The organism is Pedobacter nyackensis, from assembly GCF_900176505.1.
GTDB lineage: Bacteria > Bacteroidota > Bacteroidia > Sphingobacteriales > Sphingobacteriaceae > Pedobacter > Pedobacter nyackensis.
Genome location: NZ_FWYB01000001.1, coordinates 703,224 through 724,902, shown reverse-complemented (window position 1 = coordinate 724,902; position 21,679 = coordinate 703,224). Strand labels below are relative to the sequence as shown.

Genomic DNA, 21,679 nt, shown 5'->3' with positions numbered 1-21,679 from the left:
TTAATTATCGTTTTTCCTAAAATATTTCAGTTTGAAGCCACCACTAAAATTCGCACCGTCGTTTAAAATATGTAAAATGGCGTTTGCGGTAATTAAATTGTGGGTTTGCATGCCCGCAGTATAATTGATAGAATCTATAACTTTTACTTTTCGATGCTCATAAGTCATATAATCCGGGCCTGTCCTTACCGAACTACCCGCATTGCTAATACCGCTAATACCATAAATAATTAAACTATCTGTATTGTTATCCTTATAAGCTTTATCCTTATCGGCAACGGCACGCTCTAAAGAAACCTTGTTATTTACCAGGATAAACCGCTTCAACAACATAGTCAAAGTATCTACACCAATTTTACTTAGTGGCCTGGGTGCTTGCTTATCAGAAGGCAAGAACCTCCGTTGAAACCTCATTACTGCCGAATTGGGACAAGCGTAAAATGTAATATTAGACTGATTCACAAGCGCTTTGCCATTTGTCAAGTCGATGATTTTGACTAATGAATCGAACATATGATTTTTTCTGCTCGCCAAAAAATCATATGTGCTCATATTTTTTTCCGCGTCAGATTGCCTCGATATCCCACCATCATTAAAATAGTCTTTCTTTTGGCATGAAGCAATTGCGATACAAACCATGCCAAAGGCTATTATGATGTTCTTTTTTGATATATAATTTTTCATCTGTATATAATTTGTTTTTAAAGGTGATGAAGCTATCAGGTAAACTCATGATGGTTTCATACTATTTTAAATAAAAATTTAATAATTATTGCCAGAAGCTATTTTGAGTGATTATAAACCCACTTTGAGATAATATAGTCTGACTGATTGGCAGCAACCATGCGCCTTTCGTGTACCAGTCTGCCTGTGTTATTTTGGAATAAGCCGCAAGTTTTCTAGTTCTAACGTAATCAAAAAATATTTGCCCCTCGCCCAGTAGTTCTTTTCTACGCTCCAGCAAAATGGTGTCTTGAAGACTGCCACCACTTGTATACTCTCTAGCCTTTGCTCTTTCTCTTACTTTATTTAACCAAATTATGGCTTCTGCTGGTCTATTTACCTGTGTGCTTGCCAAAGCCTCTGCCCTTAGCAGCATAATATCGGCCAAACGGGTAACTATAATGTTTGATTCGTTGATGTTTTGAGATGTGGTATCACCTTGAACCTGTAAAGTTCTATACTTGCCTAAATATGGACGGGTAGGGTCATAATTTTTAGACGAATTTGTTAACCAGGTAGATTTACGTCCATCTACTGTTTTAACTGGGAACATTTGTGTTATCAATGCAGGAGGCGGACATAGTAAAAATTTTTCTGTACCCCCCCCACCATCTGATCCATCGGTATACCATGGTCTTCCTAATGTGCGATTGTATACCTTATTTTTTTGTACCTCTTTTAAAGCGGCATCGAAATTTAATTCAAAAATACCTTCCTGAGATTTTCCAATAAAAATTCTTAACAACTGGGTTGTATCTGCAATAAGACTGTATTGTCCGTTATTAATTACGCTATCGCAAAGTTTTTCTGAACCAGCATAATCTTGTAACCAAGCCAACACATGTGCCTTTATTGCCCAGGCAGCGCCTTTTGTTGCTCTAACCGCCTTATCGCCTGCAGAATAGGAAGGCGCAAGATTAGCAATTGCTACATCTAAATCCTTCTTTATCTGGTCGTAAACCTGGGCTTGTGGCGTTCTGGAAATATTATCAACATCCACAGCTTTGAGATTCACTGGCACATCTCCCCAAAAACGGGTAAGATAAAAATAGGTCAATCCTCTTAAAAAGCTGGCTTCGCCCAAGCTTCTACGTTTAGCACTCTGATCATAATTTTGAATCGTAGGAATGCTCTCTAACACTAAATTACATTGCGCAATAACTTTATAAAATCCACTCCAATCTCCACCACCATTATTTAAAAGCGGTCCAATAGTATTGGTAGCAATTAATGTTTCTGGCCTGGTATTGCTCGTTTGGCTATAGCTTTCGAATGTATTTGCCCGCACATCGCCCATTAAAAATACTTTATCTGGCAATACTGAACGTAAAAATGAGTAAGCGGCCGCTACAGCTTTATCAACATCAGCCGCTGTTTGAATTGCATTATCAGCCGTAGGCAATTGTACCACTTCTGGATCGAGCACCTTTTGGCATGAAAACAGCACTAAACTGTATATTAAAAATAGGCTTGCTATTTTTTTAAAATTATTTCTATTCATGAGATTAAAATTCAAAGTTGAAACCTAAATTAAATTTCTTCGGAACAGGATACCCGTTACCAATATCATAACCATAGTCATCCACGTTTTCGGGATCAACTCCGGTATATTTGGTGAGGAGAAAAATATTCTCTAAGCCTGCAAAAACACGTAATCTTCTAATTTTGGCTTTTTGTAAAAACTTAGGTGAAAAATCGTATCCAAAAGTTACATTACTTAACCTTACAAAGCTTCCATCTTCTAAGAACAAAGAAGTATTCCCTTCGTAATTACCAATAAAATCGTAGCTAGAGAAAAGGTAATAGCGCCAAGGGTTTAATACCGGGTATTTCGCATTGGTATGCGTTGGTGTCCACACATCAAGGTCAGAAACATCTAACAAATTGCGTTGGCCTCCAGGATAATTTACGTTGGTACTTGCTGTCCAGCTTACCGACTTAATTCGATCCGCTAACACTTTATTATACACCTTATTACCTATGGAGTAATTTAGAAGAAAGCTAAACTGAAATGATGAATTGTTTTTTAAACGGAAAGAAACAGTATTTGAAAAACTTCCCGTAACCTTAGGGTTAGGATCACCCATATAAACTCTATCGCTATTTCCACTTCCATCGATCCGACCATCTCCGTCTACATCCCTTAAATGAATATCTCCTGCGTGGTACGGATCCTGAGCTGCAAAAGGACCAACCGGACGCAATTTACCTCCGGTATAAGGATTAATAGGCACAGAGGCCTCATCAGGAAAAACACCTAGATATTCCAATAGATAAAAACCATTTAATGGCTTACCAATCTGTAAATAGGGTTCCCCAATAGAATAACCTGTTCTCGCAATACTTCTTCCGTAGTCTGGAAGTTTGGTCAATACATTTTTATTCGTTGTGGTAATTAAGGTCATGCTGTATTGCAACCTTTTATCAGGTGCTGTCAAATATCCTGTAATACCAGCCTCGAAGCCTGTATTCAGCACATTCCCGCTATTGACACTTTTTTGAGCATATCCACTTGTGCTACTTAAAGGAGTTGTAAACAAGAATCCGTCTTTTGCTTTATGGTAATAATCAAAAGCTGCAGTTAAACGGCTATTAAAAAATTCTAAATCTAAACCTACTCCGTAGTCTTTTGAAGTTTGCCAGGTTAAATCTGGAATTCGCAAACCGTTAGCACCTGCATAGTTTGGCGCTAATATTGGCGAGCCATTATAGGTTCCGAGGGCACCACTAGCTGCACCAGTGTTGTAAGCACCTAAAGCCAAATAATCATCCTGGTATTGCTGTCCGGCTTTACCAACACTTCCTCTTAACTTACCAAAGCTAAACCAGGTACCCACATTGTTTGCAAAGAAATTTTCTTTGGTAAAAACCCATGCTGCAGAGGCAGACAAGAAATTACCCCACTGTTTATCTTTCCCAAACTTAGAGGAACCGTCTCTCCTGATTACACCTTGAAATATATATTTTTTGTTAAAATCGTAAGACAACCTTGAGTAATACGATAACAATCCATAGGTAATGTTATTGGTTTGTAATGTAATATCTGATTGGGCATAGCCTTGGATAACTTGCTGCGCATCGTTTGGTCCATTTACTCCGCTACCATAAATATTATCGTTACTATTGGTGTTGATATCAGAACCAATTAAGAAATCAAAAGTATGCGCATTCGCAAAAGTGTGATGTAACCTAACATTGGTCACACTCAAAAGATCTAACTTCTCCTTAGCATAATATGACGCTGATGCTTTACCGTTTAAATTTGCCGCCGAAGGATTAAAACCTCTTGTACGATAAAACTGATAGCGCGCAGAACCTCTGGACGATACGTTTAGATAATCAGTTATATCCAGACTTCCTTCTAATTGAGCAGATAAATTTCTTGTTAAATCAATATTAACACCTTTGTTATAAGACTCTAAAAACGCATCATAAAAACCTGAACTCGGTCCGGGGGCAAATGAAGAAGAAAAATTATTGCCAATTACAGCAGCGTTAAATGTCTCTCCACGACGCTGACCGGCATCTTGTTGATTAACATTAACCCTACCCGTAATTGTTAACTTTTTTGTTGGATTAAAAATGCCTTGATAGGTTAACGAATAACGTTTATAACCAGAGCTTAATACAACACCTTTTTCGTTATAATAATCTGCACCTAAACGGTAACTGGCGTTTTCGCTTGCGCCACTAACACCAAGATTAACGCTGTATAATGTAGCATTTCTGAAATAGAGCTCTTGCCAGTCGGTAGAATTATTGTAAAAGCTATTCAAACTATCTGTTAATTCCATTGGTGGGCTAGAAGTTCCACCGCCAACTTTCGAACTCTGATACGAATTAAATAAATTTAATTTAAAATTACGCTCTGCCGATCCGCCGAATGTTTTCCGAAGCTGGGGCGGTGTACTACCTCCAAATTGTGTGTTTAAGGTTACAATAGGTTTTCCCGCCTTTCCACGCTTTGTGGTAATGATAATTACGCCGTTAGCACCCCTTGAACCATAAATAGCTGTTGCAGCCGCATCCTTTAATACGTCTACACTCTCTACATCGAAAGGATTTAATCCACCTAAAACACTCGAAATAGCTTCTCTGGGATTTGATGGATTGAAAGTATCCTGATCCAATGGCACTCCATCAATAATGAATAATGGCGTACTTACCACGTTAGAATTAGCAGAACTAGAAAAGTCTGACACCCCTCTAATTGAAATTTTGCTTCTTCCTCCAGGTTGACCAGAATTGTTTTGAACTATTAACCCTGGTGCAAGTCCTTGCAATAAGCCTTCGATAGAACCGCTCGGCCTGTTTTGTAGTTTTTCTCCATCAACACGACTAATAGAACTCGGATTAAGGTGCTTATCTTGCTTACCATAACCAATAACTACGACATTCTTCAGTTCTGATTCCTCTTCTTCAAGGGTAATTCTTAAACTTTCTTTTCCGCTTACAGCTACTTCTTTTCTTCTATAGCCTATATAGCTTAAAATCAGCACATCATCATCTTCAACATCTAAGCTAAAATCACCATTTGCATCACTTATCTTTGTCGTATTTTTATTCTTTACTTTAACCGTTACACCTGGTAAAGGCATTCCCTTAGTATCAACAACTTTTCCTTTGAATAGCTTAAACTGAATATCAACCAGGGTTGATTCCTCTTCCCGCTTTCTGACAACAATTGTATTCTGATTGATTGCAAATGTTAGTGGCTGTCCTTCAAGGCACATCTCCAATACTGAAATTAGAGGCTCATTTGTGACAGTTAGTGAAACTGGTTTGGTTCTTTTAATTAATTGTGGACTATATAAAAATGTATAGCCGCTTTGCTTTTTTATTTTGGCAAAAAGCTGTTCCAAAGAAGCATTTCTCTCAGATAAGGTAATTTTCTGGGCAAATCCATTTGCACTTACCTGTAAAAATGCTGCAATCATTAACACAACGGTCATTTTTATGCGCATGATGATCTGTTTTTTAGTATATAGCCACCTTTGTTCACAGGCCGGCCGGCAATGAATATTTTTATTCATACTTTTGTTTAGTTTGGATTGACAATAAATGGTCTTCGAAAATTATTTAGGTTAGGTCCAGACAAATTAACCGTGGAGGTGGTTCCAAGCACCTCCCGGTTTTTATCAAGACAACCTTTGTGTGGTGAGTCTCTATTTCTTCATACTTTATTGGTTTAGGTTATTTGGTTAGTTGATTTTATATTGTGGTTTTCATCTGTCTATTATTTGTTTTTTATTTGTGATGAAGCTATCATGATTTTTTCACCGGTTTTTATTGTATTCTAGTGTTCAAGAACTCGCAAGCTCGGTTTATAGTCATTCCCCTGTGGTTTTTTGAAAAATCATGATGGTTTCATAGGATTTAATTAGCAATAACTCTGACCTTGCGGCCATCGACTTTAAAATGCACCAGACCGGTTAATTCCAGTGTTTTAAGCACTTCAGATACATTTGTGAAGCGCGATACTGACCCTGCAAGATCCTGATTAATATCTCCTTCATATGATATTTCCAAATCATACCAACGCGCTATTTTACGCATTGCTGAAGGAATACTTTCAGCATTGAAGACAAAATACCCGTCTTTCCATGCTGCCGCATCGCTTGCGTCAACATCTTTTACATTGATTGAATTTGCACTAACCTGCGACTGCTGGCCCGGCTTTAATACCAAAGTTTCTTTATTTGCCCTGGCATAAATCTTTACGCCGCCCTCAAGTAAAGTAGTTCTTGTATTATCCTCATCTTCGTAGCTGTTAACGTTAAAGTGTGTTCCCAACACTTCAACCGTTTGCTGGTGACTCACTACGCGAAAGGGCCTGGCTTTGTCTTTTGCTATCTCAAAATAGGCTTCGCCAATCAATTCTACCCTACGTTCATCACCACTAAAAGATGTAGGGTAACGCAATGAGGATGCTGCATTTAACCATACCAGGCTCCCGTCAGGTAAATTGATCCGATACTGACCTCCAATTGGGGTTTGTATGGTATTAAACAATTCTTTGCTTCTGTTTTCAGCGTTTTTAACGATGGTATAAATCAACTGTCCATCAGCACGCTTCTCTACCTTAATTCCGGCCTGCATGGCCACTTCGCCATTCTTAATACTATTTAGATTTACTTCTGAGCCATCACCTAGTATCAACACTGCGTTATTTCCGCCGGGTTTAATATCCATAGTCTGGTGATTGGAAGCCGTTTTTTGTAATTTATCCTTACCGAAATAAAAGAAACTGCCCATAGCAAGGATCAGGATCACAGAAGCAGCAATCATTTTCCAATTTACTGAACTGCGTTTATCTTTCTCTTTTCCATAAAGTGGAATTACAGGGATATCAGCTTTATTAAGACTTGCTTCTATTCTTGAAGTTAATGCCGGATATTGAGCAGCATACACTGGTTCCTGTTCCAATAATCTTTCCCATTCTGCAATTGCTTCCTGATAATCTGCCTTATCACAATTGTCTAACCATTCAACAAAGGCATCTTCCTGCGCTTTTGTAGCATTCCCCGCAGCAATGAATTGTAGAAGTTCCTTTATTTGATTTAGAGTCATAAGATTAAGCTGTTTTAATAGTAAGACAGGGAGGGATTAAAATTAGATACCCCCCTAAACAAAAAAATAAAATATTTTCTATTTTAATAATCCCGCCGTCAGACAAATGGCGATAAATGCGGTCAGATCCGTATGCAAACGCAGGTATTCCTTTACATGTCTGGTGGCAGCATACAATTGCTTTTTAACCATCGACTTAGATATTGCCAATGCAGTTGCAATCTCATCTTGTGATAGTTCCTCATAAGCGCTCATTTCAAATATGCGCTTGCGCTTTGGTGGCAGCGCATTGATAGCTTGCTGGATTACTTCCTGATATTGTACATAAATATAATTGTCATCAGTACTGTTTCCGGTATGGACAGCATGAGCAACCATATAATTGATGGCTTTTTGCTTTACTTTAGTATGTTCATGCAAATTGACAAGCTTGTTTCTTGCCATGCTATACAGGTAGCTGTTAAAGGATTTTATATTTGAAAGTCCCTCCTTTCGCTCCCATATTTTCATAAACATGTCGTGGAGAATCTCTTCCGTGTCTTCTTTAGAAAACTTAACAAAGGGGTAAATGTATTTATACAATTTAGGAAGGTAAAAGGTATATAAGGTGGTGTACGCCTCTCTACTGCCCGCAGAAGCCTCCTGAAGAAGAAAACGTTCATTTTCAAGCACATTTGGCACCTTACATTCCATATTTGGTATTCTTACTGTTTTTTCCCTTATTTATACTCAAACATAACTAAAATATTACATCAATATACATGAAAAAAACTATATTCTTTACCTAATTCAGGTTAAACTTATCATTACTAATTTTTACCACATTAGAGGTAAATACAATCCCGACAATCAGAATACCAATTACGATGGCTAAAACTACCTGAAATGTAGAATACAGCTGATTACCGGATACCATAAAGGCCGAATCTTTAATCAATTCCTCGCCAATCTGTTTCTGTATACTCATTAGCTCTGATAACTTCTTGATGGTTTTGGTGGACGAGCTTCGGCCTTCACTGTTGTAAAGCGCCCTTGCTTCGTTTATTCCTTTATTGGTAGCGATTTCAAGAATCCTATCTTCCACCTTAACCGTACTGGTTAGCCCCTTTTTTAGTTCTTCCAGCTGTTCCTTTTCCTTCGTTACCAGGAAAGTTTTACCATATTTATTGATTAAGGAATCAATAGAAACATTAAGATTATTCAATTTTGACTTTAAAGTTGCCGCATTAAAAAGCTGATCCGGACCGTACAATGCATCCTCAAACACAGACATTTTTAAGTAAGCATTCTCTGCTACATAAAACAGATCTGTAGCAGGAATCAGTCGGTCGTTGTACATCGATACAAATGACTCGTTCATACTCTTCACACTTTTGTCTTCCAAAAAACGAATCAACAAGGTGCAGGCCATGATGCAGAACAACAACATTGCGATCTTCATTTTTTGTTTAACAGAGTATGCAAATCTCATAATTTCAGTTTTTTCATTAGTTTGTATTTAATTTTAAAGGCTATTAAGCTATCATAAACATATTCATCCTATTTGAAAGCGTATGTTTATGATGGTTTTATGTTTTTAAAATTGATCCTCAGCCGGAGCTAAAAACAGATTCGGAGCAAAATTTACTAAAAATAATTCTTTTTTCGCTCTTGTCACCCCTGTGTATAGCCACCTTAAAAAATCCATGTCCACCATTTCATCAGTTAAATAGCCCTGATCAACAAAAACAGCATCCCATTGTCCACCTTGCGCCTTATGACAAGTTACCGCATAGGCAAACTTTATCTGCAGCGCGTTATAATAAGGATCTTCTTTAATCGCGTTATACCTGTCGCGCTTATTTTTAATGTGCTCATAGTCGAGGTTTAACTCCTCAAAAAGCTTGTTGCTTTGCTCGTAAGATAAATTTGGCGCCTCAACGGTCAAAGTATCCAGCATCACCTTACACGTAACCTGTCCTGCTTCGGGAAAATCCAGAAACTCCAGCTGCACCTCTGCAAAGCGGAAGCCATACCGTTCTTCGGTACGCCTAACGCGAACTACTTTGGCCATATCGCCATTGGCAATAAAAGCGGTAGACTCGTTCTCCGGCAGCCAGAAATAATTGTTCCGCACGACCATAATCTGATCGCCACCGGTGAGTTCTTCTTCACGGTACAGCAATCTGGCTCTGATTTGCTGGTTATATACATTGGCTGATTTATTTGAACGACAAACCACGAGTGAATTTTCGATACCAAATTTACTGTAGGCATATTCCAGGCCTTCCACCAGCTTCAAGCCTGTCATCCTGAAAATGTCCTTATAGTCTTTAGTGATAAACTTAGGCAAAACCACTTCCGAGTCATGCGCAGCTTCCAGATCGTTAATCAATTTACGTAGCATGGTCGCATTGGCCAGTATCCCCGATTCCTTTTCCTGACGCACGACTTCCTTCAGTTCAACGGCCTTTACCTCCTTACCAAAATTAGCCATCACATAGGCCGCGTTTAAAGCCGGACTATCGATGCTCCCTACCGGAGGCAGCTGCGCCGTATCCCCGACAAATAAAGCGGCACAGTTTTTCCCATTGTACACAAACTCCATCAGGTCTTTTAAAAACGAAGAACCTGTATGGCTAACCCATTCATCAGCAACCATCGAAGCCTCATCAATGATAAAGAGGGTATGCTCGGCAAGGTTTGGAGCCAGCTGAAATGACAAATCTGTGGCCACAGCCGAACGTTTTCTATATATTTTCTTGTGAATGGTGAGCGCTTTTTTACCCGTATAATTGCTCATTACCTTCGCGGCCCTACCTGTTGGAGCGAGTAAGACCGAACGAATTTTAAATTTTGGCAAAGCCTTTACCAGGGCACCTACAGAAGTCGTTTTTCCCGTCCCCGCATAGCCCCGCAATATAAAACACTGACTATCCAGTCCATGCGATAAAAAGGAAGCCATTTCATTACAAAAATCCAACTGTTCGGCTGTAGGAATGAATTCGTAAGACTGGGCTATAATTGCTGCTTTATCCATTTAACAAATATGCGATGGTGATCTTATAGAAAAAAGGATTAATTTTGCTAATATGGATAATAAGAACAGCATACTATTGGTTGATCCTGAATTTGACCTCAATACGGCTGCAGATTGTGATCTGTTGTTGAAAATAACACCAGATAGTTTCTCGTATGCGATCATAGATAAGCAAAGCAAGCAGCTAAAAGCAGTATATGATGAGCAGGAATGCGACAATGTACCCGCAATCCTGGCGATAAAACTTAAGAATGATGTTTATTTAACCCTTCCATTCAAAGAAATTAAAGCTGCCGTATACACCGAAAATTCCATCTGCGTTCCCAACGAACTATTTGATCCGGAACAAGTGAACCAATATGCCAAATTCTTTGCTGAAGAGCAATCGAATAACCTATATGCCAGACCCTTTAGTACTTTTGGCTTTACCTCGATTTTTACCCTTCAGAAATTCACTGAAGAAACACTGGAAAACGCATTAAACAATTGCAAAATGTTTGCACAGAATGCGCCTGTACTGGCACTGGCGGCGCAGACTAAAAAAACGGTTTTACTGCTGGATTTCACCGCATCTTCTTTCAATGCACTGTATACTAAAGCAGAGCAATTGATCTTTCAGAATTATTACCAGACGGATAATGCAGAAGAATTTAACTATTACCTGCTACTGATCATCAGTCAACTTAACATCAATACCTCGAACACTGAAGTATACTTAAGTGGTGTGATCCATGATGGCGACGACTATTACCAGTGTATCCAAAAATATTTCCACACCATAAATTTCAATTTGCCACCGGCAAAAGAAATAGACCACAAGATTTTAGACGATATGCCTGCTCATTATTACAGTAGCCTCCTAGCCCTTGATTTATGCGAATAATAGGAGGAAAATTAAAAGGCATCCGCTTTAATGCCCCGGAAAGCTTACCGGTAAGACCAACGACCGACATGGCCAAAGAAGCTCTTTTCAACATTCTGTATAATACTTACGATTTTGAAGAATGTAAGGTGCTCGACTTGTTTTCCGGAACAGGAAACATCAGTATTGAGTTTGCTTCGAGAGGGATTAAACAGGTAACGTCGGTAGATAAGCACTCGGGTTGTGTGTTTTGGTTAAAATCAGTGATCAAAAAATACGACCTGCCAGAAATTGACGTGCAAAAAGCTGATGTTTTTAAATTTCTGGAGAGTTGCAAAGATACATACCAGATCATTTTTGCAGATCCACCCTACGATTTACCAACCATTCCATTGATACCAGAACTGGTGTTAAAAAACAATTTACTTACTGATAACGGTTTGTTAATTGTGGAACATCCATCTTTACTGAAAATGAAAGACCAGCCGGGTTATAAAGAAACCCGTCGTTATGGTAACTCATCTTTTAGCTTCTTTGAAAAACCACAATAATAAAAGCAAACTATAAACTGATGAAACCATCATAACCGATAAAAAGCAAATCATACACTTATGAAAATCGCACTCTTTCCCGGTTCTTTTGACCCCATTACAATCGCTCACGTAGACATATTAAAGCGCGCTGTCCCTTTATTTGACAAAATTGTAGTGGGTATCGGATTAAACAGCTCGAAACAGAGTTTTTTATCCGCAGAAAAGCGTGAAGAAATTGTTAAAACAGTATTTGCCGATACCCCTGGTGTAGAAGTCCAGCTTTACGAGGGGCTGACGGTAGATTTCTGTAAAAAGATTAACGCTAACTATATGGTTAGAGGTATCCGTTCTGTGGCAGATTTCGAATATGAAAGAGCCATTGCTCAGATCAATCAGACCATGATGCCAGAAATGGAGACCATCTTTATATTGAGTAAACCAGAGTATTCAGCCATAAGCTCGACCATTGTACGCGATATTTTGCGTAACAATGGTGATGTTAGCCCGTTTTTACCAAAGGAAGCGATTCAGTACTTATAATACGCGTTGCCCAAGCAACGCTCCTGCTTCCAGTACATCCATAATAGATGGATAAGTATTGGCAACAATCTGATCCAACTCGGTCCTGCTTAACCAGACGGCTTTAGTAATGCCTTCCTCTTTTTGCGGGACTAACTTTGGGACTCCCTTAACGGTCATGCTGTACCAGTTGGTTTTCTTTAAAACAACTTTACCACCCATCTCATACACATGATAGGTTTTACACAACTTTTCATCGTTGCTAAAGATCTTTACACCGCATTCTTCCTCCACTTCGCGTAGGGCAGCCTGTTTCATTTTCTCATCCTTCTCGACCTTTCCTTTAGGCAGATCCCATTTCTTATTCCTAAAAATAAACAGGAAATTTCCACTGGCATTGGCCACTAATCCACCTGCTGCCTTAATAATGGTACAACTGGATTTGATAATTTGAAACAAGGCTTTAGGATCAGGATCCTGTAACAAATATGTTTTACCAGACAGATCGGATATCTGCTTAAAAAACGTAGGAAAATGAAAGCCTACAACGCTTAGTTGCTCAATATTTTCAACAAAATCCGGAACAGAGGCGGATATATATAGGGTATTATCGTTGATGTAAATCCTGTAAGTCTTCATAATGCAATGCCTATTTTTTAAGAATGGTCGTCAGTAGCTGTTTTAACGCATATTTCAGAGATGAAAACCAGGCTTTAAAAGTACAGAATTACCTGAAAAAAATAATCCATATTCCATCTTTTATTTAATAGGTATAAGATAAAGCTACCGAAGATATTCCTGCATCATTTTTATAGACCCTATTTTACGCAAAGTAAACAGTGCTTTCGCCTTAGCGCGACGGATGGTTTCAGGACTAATGCCGAGTACCTCACTGATATCTTCGTTTTGGAGCGGTCGGCAGCCTTCCATACCATAAGCCAAACGGAGGATACGTTTTTCACGCGTACTCAACACCCGCATCATCAGTTCTATATTAACCTGCAAGGCCTCCTGCTCCAGGCCTGCATCCGGTTGGATTGCAACTGGATCTTTCCTGACAGTCATCCATTCATCTTCATCATTGTTCGAGGGGCTATCCAGAGAAAAGGTAATGGGCGAATAAGACCAATATTCGAGGATCCGTTCATGGGCCACGCCCATAAATTCAGCCAACTCGTTTACGGTCGGCAAACGATGCAGGCGTTGTTCCAGTACACACTCGGCTTTGAATAGATCCATAACGCCAGTCAGCTGATTCATGGGAAGGCGGATCATTCGCTTATATGCCCCCAGGCTGAGCAGAATTGCCTGTCTGATCCACCATACTGCATAGGATATGAATTTGAATCCACGACTTGCATCAAAGCGCTCGGCAGCCTTCACCAAACCAATGTTCCCTTCCGAAATCAAATCGGCCAGCGACACCCCTTCTATAGCATACTTCTTAGCTACTGAAACCACAAACCTCAAATTACAATTCACCAATCGTTGTAATGCCATTGCATCACCCGAGCGGATCTTTTTTGCTAAAATCACCTCCTCATCAACGGAAAGCAATGGATACTTTGAAATCTCCTGAAGATAACGATCAATAGAATCCTCGCTTCTATTGGTAATAGACTTTTCTATTTTAATTTCTCTCATATAAAACCGGAAGCTTTTGCGCTTGTCAAAAGCTAATCTCTACAGACGGATTGAAAAAGGCTAGTCCTTCGGAAACTATGGTTGTTTCCACCAAAAACGCCCACTAAAACAGAATATAATTTCGCGGCATAGGCTGCGCGGGGATGGTCAACGAAATATCATAAAAGTTCTTATTACTGTGCGGCACAATTAGTTCAGTAAAAGCTTTGCAAATTCTTTATAACACTGATTATCAGTGCAAGTCAAAAAACAGCTTTTAACGCCAATATTAATTAACGATATTTGCCCACATAGGAATTAATTATTTAACCCAGCATTTTCTTGATTTTGAAGCCCACGATGTAACTAGTTTATAGCAGTGTTAGCACAAATTGTAAAGAAATCTGTATTTTTGCGCCATGTATAATAAAAGTGATATTGAATTAAAGGTAGCTGAATTTTTATTACAAATAAAAGCAATAAAGTTACAACCAAACAACCCGTTTACATGGGCTTCAGGTTGGAAATCCCCTATTTATTGTGACAATAGGATCACCCTTTCCCATCCATCTGTTAGAACTTACATCAGACAAAAACTTACTCAATTGATTCAGGAAGAATTTGGATCTGTAGATTTAATTGCTGGTGTGGCCACTGCCGGTATCCCTCAGGGTGCATTGGTTGCTCAGGAACTGGGATTACCATTTGCTTATGTAAGAGCTAAAGCAAAAGAACACGGTACAGGAAGTCTGATTGAAGGTGAAATCATTGAAGGACAACGTGTAGTAGTAATTGAAGATTTGATTTCAACAGGAAAAAGCAGTTTACAGGCAGTTGATGCATTAAGAAATGCAGGATTATCTGTTGCCGGACTGGTTGCTATATTTACTTATGGTTTTGATCAGGCTGATGAGAACTTCGCTGCATCTAAATGTCGTTATGCCACACTTTCTAATTACAATACGCTGATTGATTACGCAGCTGAACATAGTTTTATCGCACAGAAAGATGTAGATCTTTTAACAAAATGGCGTAGAAACCCAGCTGAATGGACTAACGAAATAGAACACTAAACTGATTATAATGACAGTTATTGAAAGTACCACCGAAGTAAATTTACCGGTAGAAAAAGTTTATGCTTTTTTAGCAGATATGAACAATCATCAGCAATTGATGCCTGAGAATATCTATAACTGGTCGTCGACTGAAGATGATGCCAGCTTTACCATACAAAATATGGCTAAACTGAGTATCAAAATTACCAGTCGTACCGAAAACCAGGAACTGATCGCAGTTCCGACAGAAAAAGCACCTTTTGATCTGGAATTAAAATGGACTGTAGCTGATAATGGTAAAGGTGGTACTATAGCAAAACACATCATCTCAGCAGACCTGAACATGATGATGAAAATGCTAGCTGCAGGGCCGTTACAAAAATTGGCTGATCATCAAACAGCAAGGTTAGCAGAAATATTAAAATAGTAAGGTTTAAAAGCTCGATAACACGAGCATAAAATATAATTGGGCTGTATCATTCACATGGTACAGCCCTTTTCATGGGCACTGCAGGGTATATTCAAAATCAATAAAAGGCAGTAGCGTACTGGTTCTGATGTTCGATGCACTATCGCTTTGCAAAGGATGCTCATCATCACTAAAAAAACCATGGATTAAAGTAATGCTTTGTTGTTTTATAGGATAAATTGATCCGCCATCTTTACTACTCAACCAACCTACATGATCGGTAGCGTTATCATTTAATCCACCACTTACATACGTACGCGTGATGTAATAGGTTTTTCCGGGTTGTATAGCTACTGGATATTTTAAGGAAAAGAATTCAATAGTGTTTGTATCTCCCGGACACACCAAACAGGTACCGAGCGACCGCTCCTCGCCCAGTTCCCATAAGGAAATACGATAAGTAATACCAGCCATCCAGGCCCTGCACCCTACCCTGTTAATGACTATCGGCTTTTCGCTGTTAAATGCACAGGCATGGGTTCTCATGTCCATTGCCAGTAAGGTTTTAAAACCACTTTTGAAGGCAAAAAGGGATAGTATCGTTTTTAATGCCTGAAAGCACATAGGGACTTCGGGGAACTGCTGTGCAAAGATAGAAAATGGAATGCTGGCCAGGGTAGAGATGAGCTTTTTCATAACATTTAAGGTTAGGTTTACATCATATCAACCCAAGCCCTAAATTGTTACCTTAAAAAGTGGATAAGCGCATCTTTTTCATCACAATTAGAAATCCGATAGCCGTTAACAACAATGTAATAGCCGTACCATACCACAAAGTCTCAAATCCATATACCGCAGCAACTCTTGTTCCTACAAATGGTGAGAAGATATGAGCAGCTGAAAAAGACAAAGCATTAACGCCCATATAGGCACCTCTGGTTTTTAAAGAAGATCGTTGCAAAGTAACCGTAGCCATAAATGGCATAGCCAGAATTTCGGAAATACAGAATACAAACATGGCCACGTACAATACCCAGATGCCATGTGCAAGATTCAAGATCAGGAAAGACAAGCCGCACAACAACGCACCCCATACAATTACGGCCCTGGCGGTCATCCTTTTCTCGGCAATGTGAACCAGCAACATTTCCAATAGAAACACTACAAATCCGCTAAAAGCAAGGATTACACCAATATTGGCCTCTGTAAGCTGGTAAACAGTTCGGTAATATAGCGGCAGCGTACTGAGCAATTGAAAAAAGCATATGGCAAATATGCAACTCAGGATGCTGAACAGCATAAAGAGCAGGTCTTTATAGGGAGATCTATCTGCTTTAGGGTCATTACTGGTAGCTTCAGTGGCGATTACTTCTTTCTTCTCATTTCCCTTACGGTTGCGGAAATAAAGAAAAAACAACAGTGCCGAAAAGAATGCGGCAACGGCATTACCATAAAACAGGAAGGTATAAGATACCGCAGCAAGGAAACCACCCAATGCAGGACCGATAGAAAAGCCCAGGTTTAAGGCCATCCTGTTTAAAGAAAACGACCTGATCACATTATCTGGCTTTGAATAATAGGCGATAGAAACCGAGTTTGCCGGTCGGAATGTTTCCGAAATAATGCTGAGGATAAAAACACCTACCGCCAGTTTTACCACGGTATTGAGTTCGGGTAAAAGAAAGAACATAGGTACTGTTAAAATCAAACTCACCAGTTGCACTTTAAAATGTCCTATTTTATCCGTTAACCAGCCGCCTAAAAAGGATCCGGCAACAGCGCCAATACCAAAACAGCTTAAAACTGTTCCGGTATCCTCCAGACTAAAATTCAAATGATTAATCATGTATACGCCTAAAAAAGGGATCACCATTGCTCCGCTCCTGTTGATCAGCATGACCAACGCCAGCATCCATGCCGGAGCGGAAAGACCTTTGTAGGCATCAAGATATAATCGTATAAATTCTTTCATTTAAGCCCCAAAGGACGGGAAATTTATCCAAAATAGAAAGGAAATCGGGCTTATGCAAGGCTTTGTGTCTATATAGAGAAAGCCTGCCGCTTAACGCTACATCGCTTTACTAAAAGAAGACATTATTTCATATAAGTTGGTTAATTATCGGTAAATTAGTCAGCATCAGCTCCAAAAAAGCGACAAAATTTCCGATAATTATTAAAAAAACAAGGCGGCATTTACTTTGTTTAAAGATAAGCATGAACTTCAATAACTTCACTATAAAAGCACAGGAAGCGATTCAACAGGCTTCTGAAATAGCCCAAGGCAATCAGCAACAGGCTATTGAGACAGCCCACATTTTAAAAGGGCTGCTTACTGTTGATGAAAACGTAGTTTCTTATGTATTAAAGAAGCTGAATGTGAATCTAAATGTTTTAAATCAGCAATTAGATACACAGATTGAGAAATTCCCTAAAGTTACGGGTAGCAGTCCGTATTTAACTTCTGGAAGCAACTCGGCTTTGCAGAAAGCGCAATCCTATTTAAAGGAATTTAAAGACGAGTTTGTCTCAGTTGAGCACGTATTGATGGGCTTACTTTCAGTAAACGACAATACGTCGAAGCTTCTAAAAGATCAGGGGGTAACAGAGAAAGACCTTAAAAAAGCGATCATCGCTTTGCGGGGTGATAACCATGTTACGGATCAGAATGCAGAAGCTACTTACAACGCATTAAATAAATATGCACGTAACTTAAACGAATATGCCGAATCAGGCAAACTGGACCCTATCATTGGTCGTGATGAAGAAATCAGGCGAGTGATCCAGATTCTTTCAAGGAGGACTAAAAACAACCCGATACTGATTGGTGAACCTGGTGTTGGTAAAACTGCCATCGCTGAAGGTATTGCTTTCAGGATCATTAAAGGAGACATCCCTACCAACCTGAAATCAAAGATTGTTTACTCCTTAGATATGGGCGCTTTGATTGCAGGAGCCAAATATAAGGGTGAGTTTGAGGAACGTTTGAAAGCGGTAATTAAAGAGGTAACGCAAAGCGACGGAGATATCATCCTATTTATTGATGAGATCCACACTTTGGTGGGTGCCGGTGGTGGTGAGGGTGCTATGGATGCAGCAAACATTTTGAAACCTGCATTGGCACGTGGTGATTTACGCGCAATAGGTGCCACTACCCTGGATGAGTACCAGAAATACATAGAAAAGGACAAAGCTTTAGAACGTCGTTTTCAAAAGGTAATGGTTAATGAGCCGGATACCCAGGATGCGATCTCTATCCTCCGCGGGTTGAAGGAGCGCTATGAAACCCACCACAAGGTGCGGATTAAAGATGAGGCTATTATTGCGGCGGTAGAAATGTCGCAGCGCTATATTGCCGACAGATTTTTACCAGATAAAGCGATCGACTTAATGGATGAGGCTGCTGCTAAGCTTCGTATGGAGATGGATAGCGTACCAGAGAAAGTGGATGAGCTGAACCGTAAGATCATGCAGCTGGAGATAGAACGTGAGGCCATCAAGAGAGAAAACGATGCTAAAAAGGTGCAGGCCTTAGCCGAGGAGATTGCCAATATCTCTGCCGAAAGGGATGAGATAAAAGCCAAATGGCAGGGTGAAAAAGACCTGGTAGATAGCATTAACAACGAGTCGGAGCAGATTGAAAACTATAAGCTGGAAGCTGATCAGGCCGAACGGGCAGGTGATTATGGAAAGGTTGCTGAAATCCGCTATGGCAAGATAAAAGAATCTCAGGATAAAGTTGAAAAACTAAAAGCACAACTGGAGAGTCAGCAGGTTGAGGGCCGCATGCTGAAAGAAGAAGTAACGGCTGATGACATTGCGGGTGTAGTGGGCAGGTGGACCGGCATACCGGTAACTAAACTGATTTCGAGTGAACGTGAGAAACTACTGAACCTCGAAAATGAGTTACACAAACGTGTTGCGGGTCAGCATGAGGCTATCGAAGCCATATCTGATGCCATACGCAGGTCGCGTGCCGGATTACAGGACAAACGAAAACCTATTGGTTCGTTTATCTTCCTGGGCACAACGGGTGTGGGTAAAACTGAGCTGGCTAAAGCGCTTGCAGAATTCCTGTTTAACGATGAAAATGCGCTGACAAGGATTGATATGAGTGAATACCAGGAACGCCATTCTGTTTCGCGATTGATTGGTGCGCCTCCGGGCTATGTGGGCTATGATGAAGGCGGACAGCTGACAGAGGCCGTGCGACGTAAACCGTATTCGGTAGTATTACTGGATGAGATTGAAAAAGCACATCCGGATGTATTTAACATCCTATTACAAGTACTGGATGATGGCCGTTTAACGGACAATAAAGGCCGCGTGGTGAACTTTAAGAACACCATTATCATCATGACTTCAAATTTAGGTTCACACCTGATACAGGATAATTTTAAAGACCTTAATGATCAAAATCATGACGAGGTAATTGCAAAAACAAAGAATGAACTCTTTGAATTGCTGAAACAAACCATCCGTCCGGAGTTTTTAAACAGGATTGATGAGTTGATTATGTTCACTCCACTTAACCGTAATGAGTTGAGGGATATTGTGAGCTTGCAATTTAGACATGTTCAGGATACACTTGCTGAAATGGGTATTGAGATTGAAGCCACTCCGGAAGCTTTAGACTGGTTATCAGAATTGGGTTACGACCCACAATTTGGTGCCCGACCATTGAAACGCGTCATACAGAAACGCATACTAAATGAGTTGTCTAAGGAAATATTATCCGGTAAAGTGGATAAAGACAGCAAGATCAAGTTGGATATGTTTGACCACCAGTTTGTGTTCTTAAACAACAAATAAGGTTATTCAATATTTTATTAACCGCAGGTTTGCAGATGATTAATTCTGCAAAACCTGCGGTTTTTTATTTGTAAGATATTCTTGTTACAAAAGAAAAATATTGTTTTTTATTTCTACTATTGATTAACACAAACACAAATGAAAATGAAAAACAAACTATTCATCATGGCCATGCTATGCGCCATTGCGTTCTCAACTAACGCTCAAACAGAAAAAGGAAAATTCTTATTAGGAGGTGGTGTAAATTTCAGCACATCAAATCAAGACAATCAGGGATCAGGAAGAAAAACAGTTTTTGGACTAAGTCCGAGAATTGGGTATCTGGTAAGCGACAATTGGGCTGTTGGTACAACTTTAAACTATTCCATATCAAAAGTGAAGGGCACTATTAATGACAACAACACCCTTGATATGGGCAATCAACACACCTATTATGGCATAGCACCTTTTGTGAGGTATTACGCAAAAATCGCAGATAACTTCAAGTTTTTTGGGGATTTTAATGTTCAAGCTGCATTCGGAAAGGAAAAAGAGGTAAATGAGCATGGAAAATCAGGAGCTACTAAAAGCAAACATAATACTTACAGCACCGGAATAAGTCCCGGACTTGCATTTTTCCCTGCTAAAAAATGGGCCATTGAATTTTCATTCCCGCTGGTGAGCTACTTTACTCAAAAAATTACACCAGAAATGCCCGAAACAACTTCATTTAAATATGACGCTTTTACTTTCGGTTTGAGCTCATTCAATCCATCTATTGGCGTGAACTACCATTTTTAATGCTGCATATTAATTAATCCCCTCAAAAAAGACAACATGAAGAACATATTAATTTTCGCAGTATTGTTATGCATTTTTAGCCTCCAGGCTAAGGCCCAGACAGAAAAAGGAACAATAATATTAGGTGGAAATGTTTCATTTAGCACGCATAAATATAAAATCGGACAAAATGAGCAAAAAATGAATTATTCTTACGCTTCTTTAAGATCCGGTTACTTCGTTAACAATAATCTGGCAATTGGACTTGGCTTAATTTACAATCATACTATATCAAAATCAAACGCAAATGTTTTAGATGGTAATAAAATTCAGAGCAAACAAACACGACAAAGCTACGGCCTGGCTCCTTTTGCCAGGTACTATTTCAATATTTCTGAAAAGTTCAAGATTTTCACTGAGGTAGCCATTAATGGAAATATTGGCGATTCAAAGTATGTTTTCTCCGAGGATCAAGCGTACGCGTACAACCCAGATTACAAATTTAAAGGATTTGGTGTAGCAGCTAAACCAGGCCTGGCCTTCTTTCCGGTTAAAAAACTGGCTATTGAATTCTCCTTCCCCATGCTGAGCTACCAAAAAGGTTTCTCGAAATCAGAAAGCGATGAAGCTTCTACCTCATTTAAAGAAAATGGCGAAGAATTTAAGATTGGCATAGATACTTTTAAACCAGAAATCGGCGTATACTTCCATTTCTAATTCCTATTCGCCCTCAAAATAAAACGGGGAACCTGATTACAACAGGACTCCCCGTTCTTATTTAAAAAGTTTCTCTTAAAT

19 protein-coding genes are annotated in these 21,679 nt (G+C 39.4%); 8 read left to right on the top strand and 11 right to left on the bottom strand.

All coding sequences use genetic code 11. The features are described 5' to 3' along the window. From B9A18_RS02950 to B9A18_RS02920, 7 genes are all read right to left on the bottom strand, one after another. Window positions 1-684, bottom strand: a complete 684-nt coding sequence (locus tag B9A18_RS02950; protein ID WP_084287166.1) for a hypothetical protein — start codon at window positions 682-684, stop codon at window positions 1-3. 85 nt (window positions 685-769) lie between these two features. Continuing rightward, window positions 770-2,224: a RagB/SusD family nutrient uptake outer membrane protein gene (locus tag B9A18_RS02945; RefSeq protein ID WP_084287165.1), complete on the bottom strand. Its 1,455-nt coding sequence runs from the start codon at window positions 2,222-2,224 to the stop codon at window positions 770-772. A 4-nt stretch (window positions 2,225-2,228) separates the two neighbouring features. Beyond that, window positions 2,229-5,756 (bottom strand): SusC/RagA family TonB-linked outer membrane protein, encoded by a 3,528-nt coding sequence (locus tag B9A18_RS02940; RefSeq protein WP_084287164.1) that lies wholly within the window; start codon window positions 5,754-5,756, stop codon window positions 2,229-2,231. Window positions 5,757-6,099: 343 nt separating this feature from the next. After that, entirely contained in the window at window positions 6,100-7,293 is a 1,194-nt protein-coding gene (locus tag B9A18_RS02935) for a FecR family protein (RefSeq protein WP_084287163.1), read from the bottom strand. A gap of 78 nt (window positions 7,294-7,371) precedes the next feature. Beyond that, complete coding sequence (locus B9A18_RS02930) at window positions 7,372-7,986, bottom strand: RNA polymerase sigma factor (RefSeq protein ID WP_084287162.1); 615 nt, start codon at window positions 7,984-7,986, stop codon at window positions 7,372-7,374. Between the two features lie 91 nt (window positions 7,987-8,077). Then, entirely contained in the window at window positions 8,078-8,764 is a 687-nt protein-coding gene (locus B9A18_RS02925; RefSeq protein WP_084287161.1) for an MCP four helix bundle domain-containing protein, read from the bottom strand. A gap of 105 nt (window positions 8,765-8,869) precedes the next feature. Then, window positions 8,870-10,312, bottom strand: a complete 1,443-nt coding sequence (locus B9A18_RS02920) for an ATP-dependent DNA helicase (protein WP_084287160.1) — start codon at window positions 10,310-10,312, stop codon at window positions 8,870-8,872. Between the two features lie 52 nt (window positions 10,313-10,364). Here B9A18_RS02920 and B9A18_RS02915 point away from each other — a divergent pair, with 52 nt between their 5' ends. Genes B9A18_RS02915 through coaD form a run of 3 tightly spaced genes read left to right on the top strand, consistent with a single transcriptional unit; the run spans window position 10,365 to window position 12,247 of the window. After that, window positions 10,365-11,195, top strand: a complete 831-nt coding sequence (locus B9A18_RS02915) for a DUF3822 family protein (protein ID WP_084287159.1) — start codon at window positions 10,365-10,367, stop codon at window positions 11,193-11,195. After that, window positions 11,186-11,725 (top strand): RsmD family RNA methyltransferase, encoded by a 540-nt coding sequence (locus B9A18_RS02910; protein WP_084287158.1) that lies wholly within the window; start codon window positions 11,186-11,188, stop codon window positions 11,723-11,725. Before B9A18_RS02915 ends, B9A18_RS02910 begins: the two co-directional genes overlap by 10 nt. A gap of 60 nt (window positions 11,726-11,785) precedes the next feature. Beyond that, window positions 11,786-12,247 carry a pantetheine-phosphate adenylyltransferase gene (coaD, locus tag B9A18_RS02905; RefSeq protein ID WP_084287157.1) on the top strand — a complete coding sequence of 154 codons (462 nt, stop codon included), beginning with the start codon at window positions 11,786-11,788 and terminating at the stop codon, window positions 12,245-12,247. Here coaD and B9A18_RS02900 read toward each other — a convergent pair. Continuing rightward, the gene (locus tag B9A18_RS02900) at window positions 12,242-12,865 is read right to left on the bottom strand and encodes an NUDIX hydrolase (RefSeq protein WP_084287156.1); all 624 of its coding nucleotides are present in this window, start codon (window positions 12,863-12,865) and stop codon (window positions 12,242-12,244) included. The two genes, coaD and B9A18_RS02900, sit on opposite strands and share 6 nt — an antisense overlap. A gap of 144 nt (window positions 12,866-13,009) precedes the next feature. Further along, complete coding sequence (locus tag B9A18_RS02895) at window positions 13,010-13,870, bottom strand: sigma-70 family RNA polymerase sigma factor (RefSeq protein ID WP_084287155.1); 861 nt, start codon at window positions 13,868-13,870, stop codon at window positions 13,010-13,012. Between the two features lie 398 nt (window positions 13,871-14,268). Between B9A18_RS02895 and pyrE the strand changes: the two genes are divergently transcribed. Together pyrE and B9A18_RS02885 are read left to right on the top strand one after the other, a co-directional pair. Next, window positions 14,269-14,922 (top strand): orotate phosphoribosyltransferase, encoded by a 654-nt coding sequence (gene pyrE, locus B9A18_RS02890; protein WP_084287154.1) that lies wholly within the window; start codon window positions 14,269-14,271, stop codon window positions 14,920-14,922. Window positions 14,923-14,932: 10 nt separating this feature from the next. Then, a complete protein-coding gene (locus B9A18_RS02885) occupies window positions 14,933-15,331 on the top strand; it encodes an SRPBCC family protein (RefSeq protein ID WP_084287153.1) in 399 nt (132 codons plus the stop codon). 72 nt (window positions 15,332-15,403) lie between these two features. On the opposite strand, the gene B9A18_RS02880 is transcribed toward B9A18_RS02885, so the two are convergent. Next, window positions 15,404-16,009: a hypothetical protein gene (locus tag B9A18_RS02880; protein ID WP_084287152.1), complete on the bottom strand. Its 606-nt coding sequence runs from the start codon at window positions 16,007-16,009 to the stop codon at window positions 15,404-15,406. Window positions 16,010-16,061: 52 nt separating this feature from the next. Beyond that, window positions 16,062-17,285 carry an MFS transporter gene (locus tag B9A18_RS02875; protein WP_084287151.1) on the bottom strand — a complete coding sequence of 408 codons (1,224 nt, stop codon included), beginning with the start codon at window positions 17,283-17,285 and terminating at the stop codon, window positions 16,062-16,064. Between the two features lie 242 nt (window positions 17,286-17,527). On the opposite strand from B9A18_RS02875, the gene clpB reads away from it, so the two are divergent. The 3 genes from clpB (at window position 17,528) to B9A18_RS02860 (ending at window position 21,598) form a co-directional block, all read left to right on the top strand. Beyond that, window positions 17,528-20,122, top strand: coding sequence for an ATP-dependent chaperone ClpB (clpB, locus tag B9A18_RS02870; protein WP_084287150.1), 2,595 nt, complete (start codon window positions 17,528-17,530; stop codon window positions 20,120-20,122). 144 nt (window positions 20,123-20,266) lie between these two features. Next, window positions 20,267-20,902: an outer membrane beta-barrel protein gene (locus tag B9A18_RS02865; protein WP_159452590.1), complete on the top strand. Its 636-nt coding sequence runs from the start codon at window positions 20,267-20,269 to the stop codon at window positions 20,900-20,902. Window positions 20,903-20,938: 36 nt separating this feature from the next. Further along, window positions 20,939-21,598, top strand: a complete 660-nt coding sequence (locus B9A18_RS02860; protein WP_084287148.1) for an outer membrane beta-barrel protein — start codon at window positions 20,939-20,941, stop codon at window positions 21,596-21,598. Window positions 21,599-21,679: the final 81 nt, after the last annotated feature.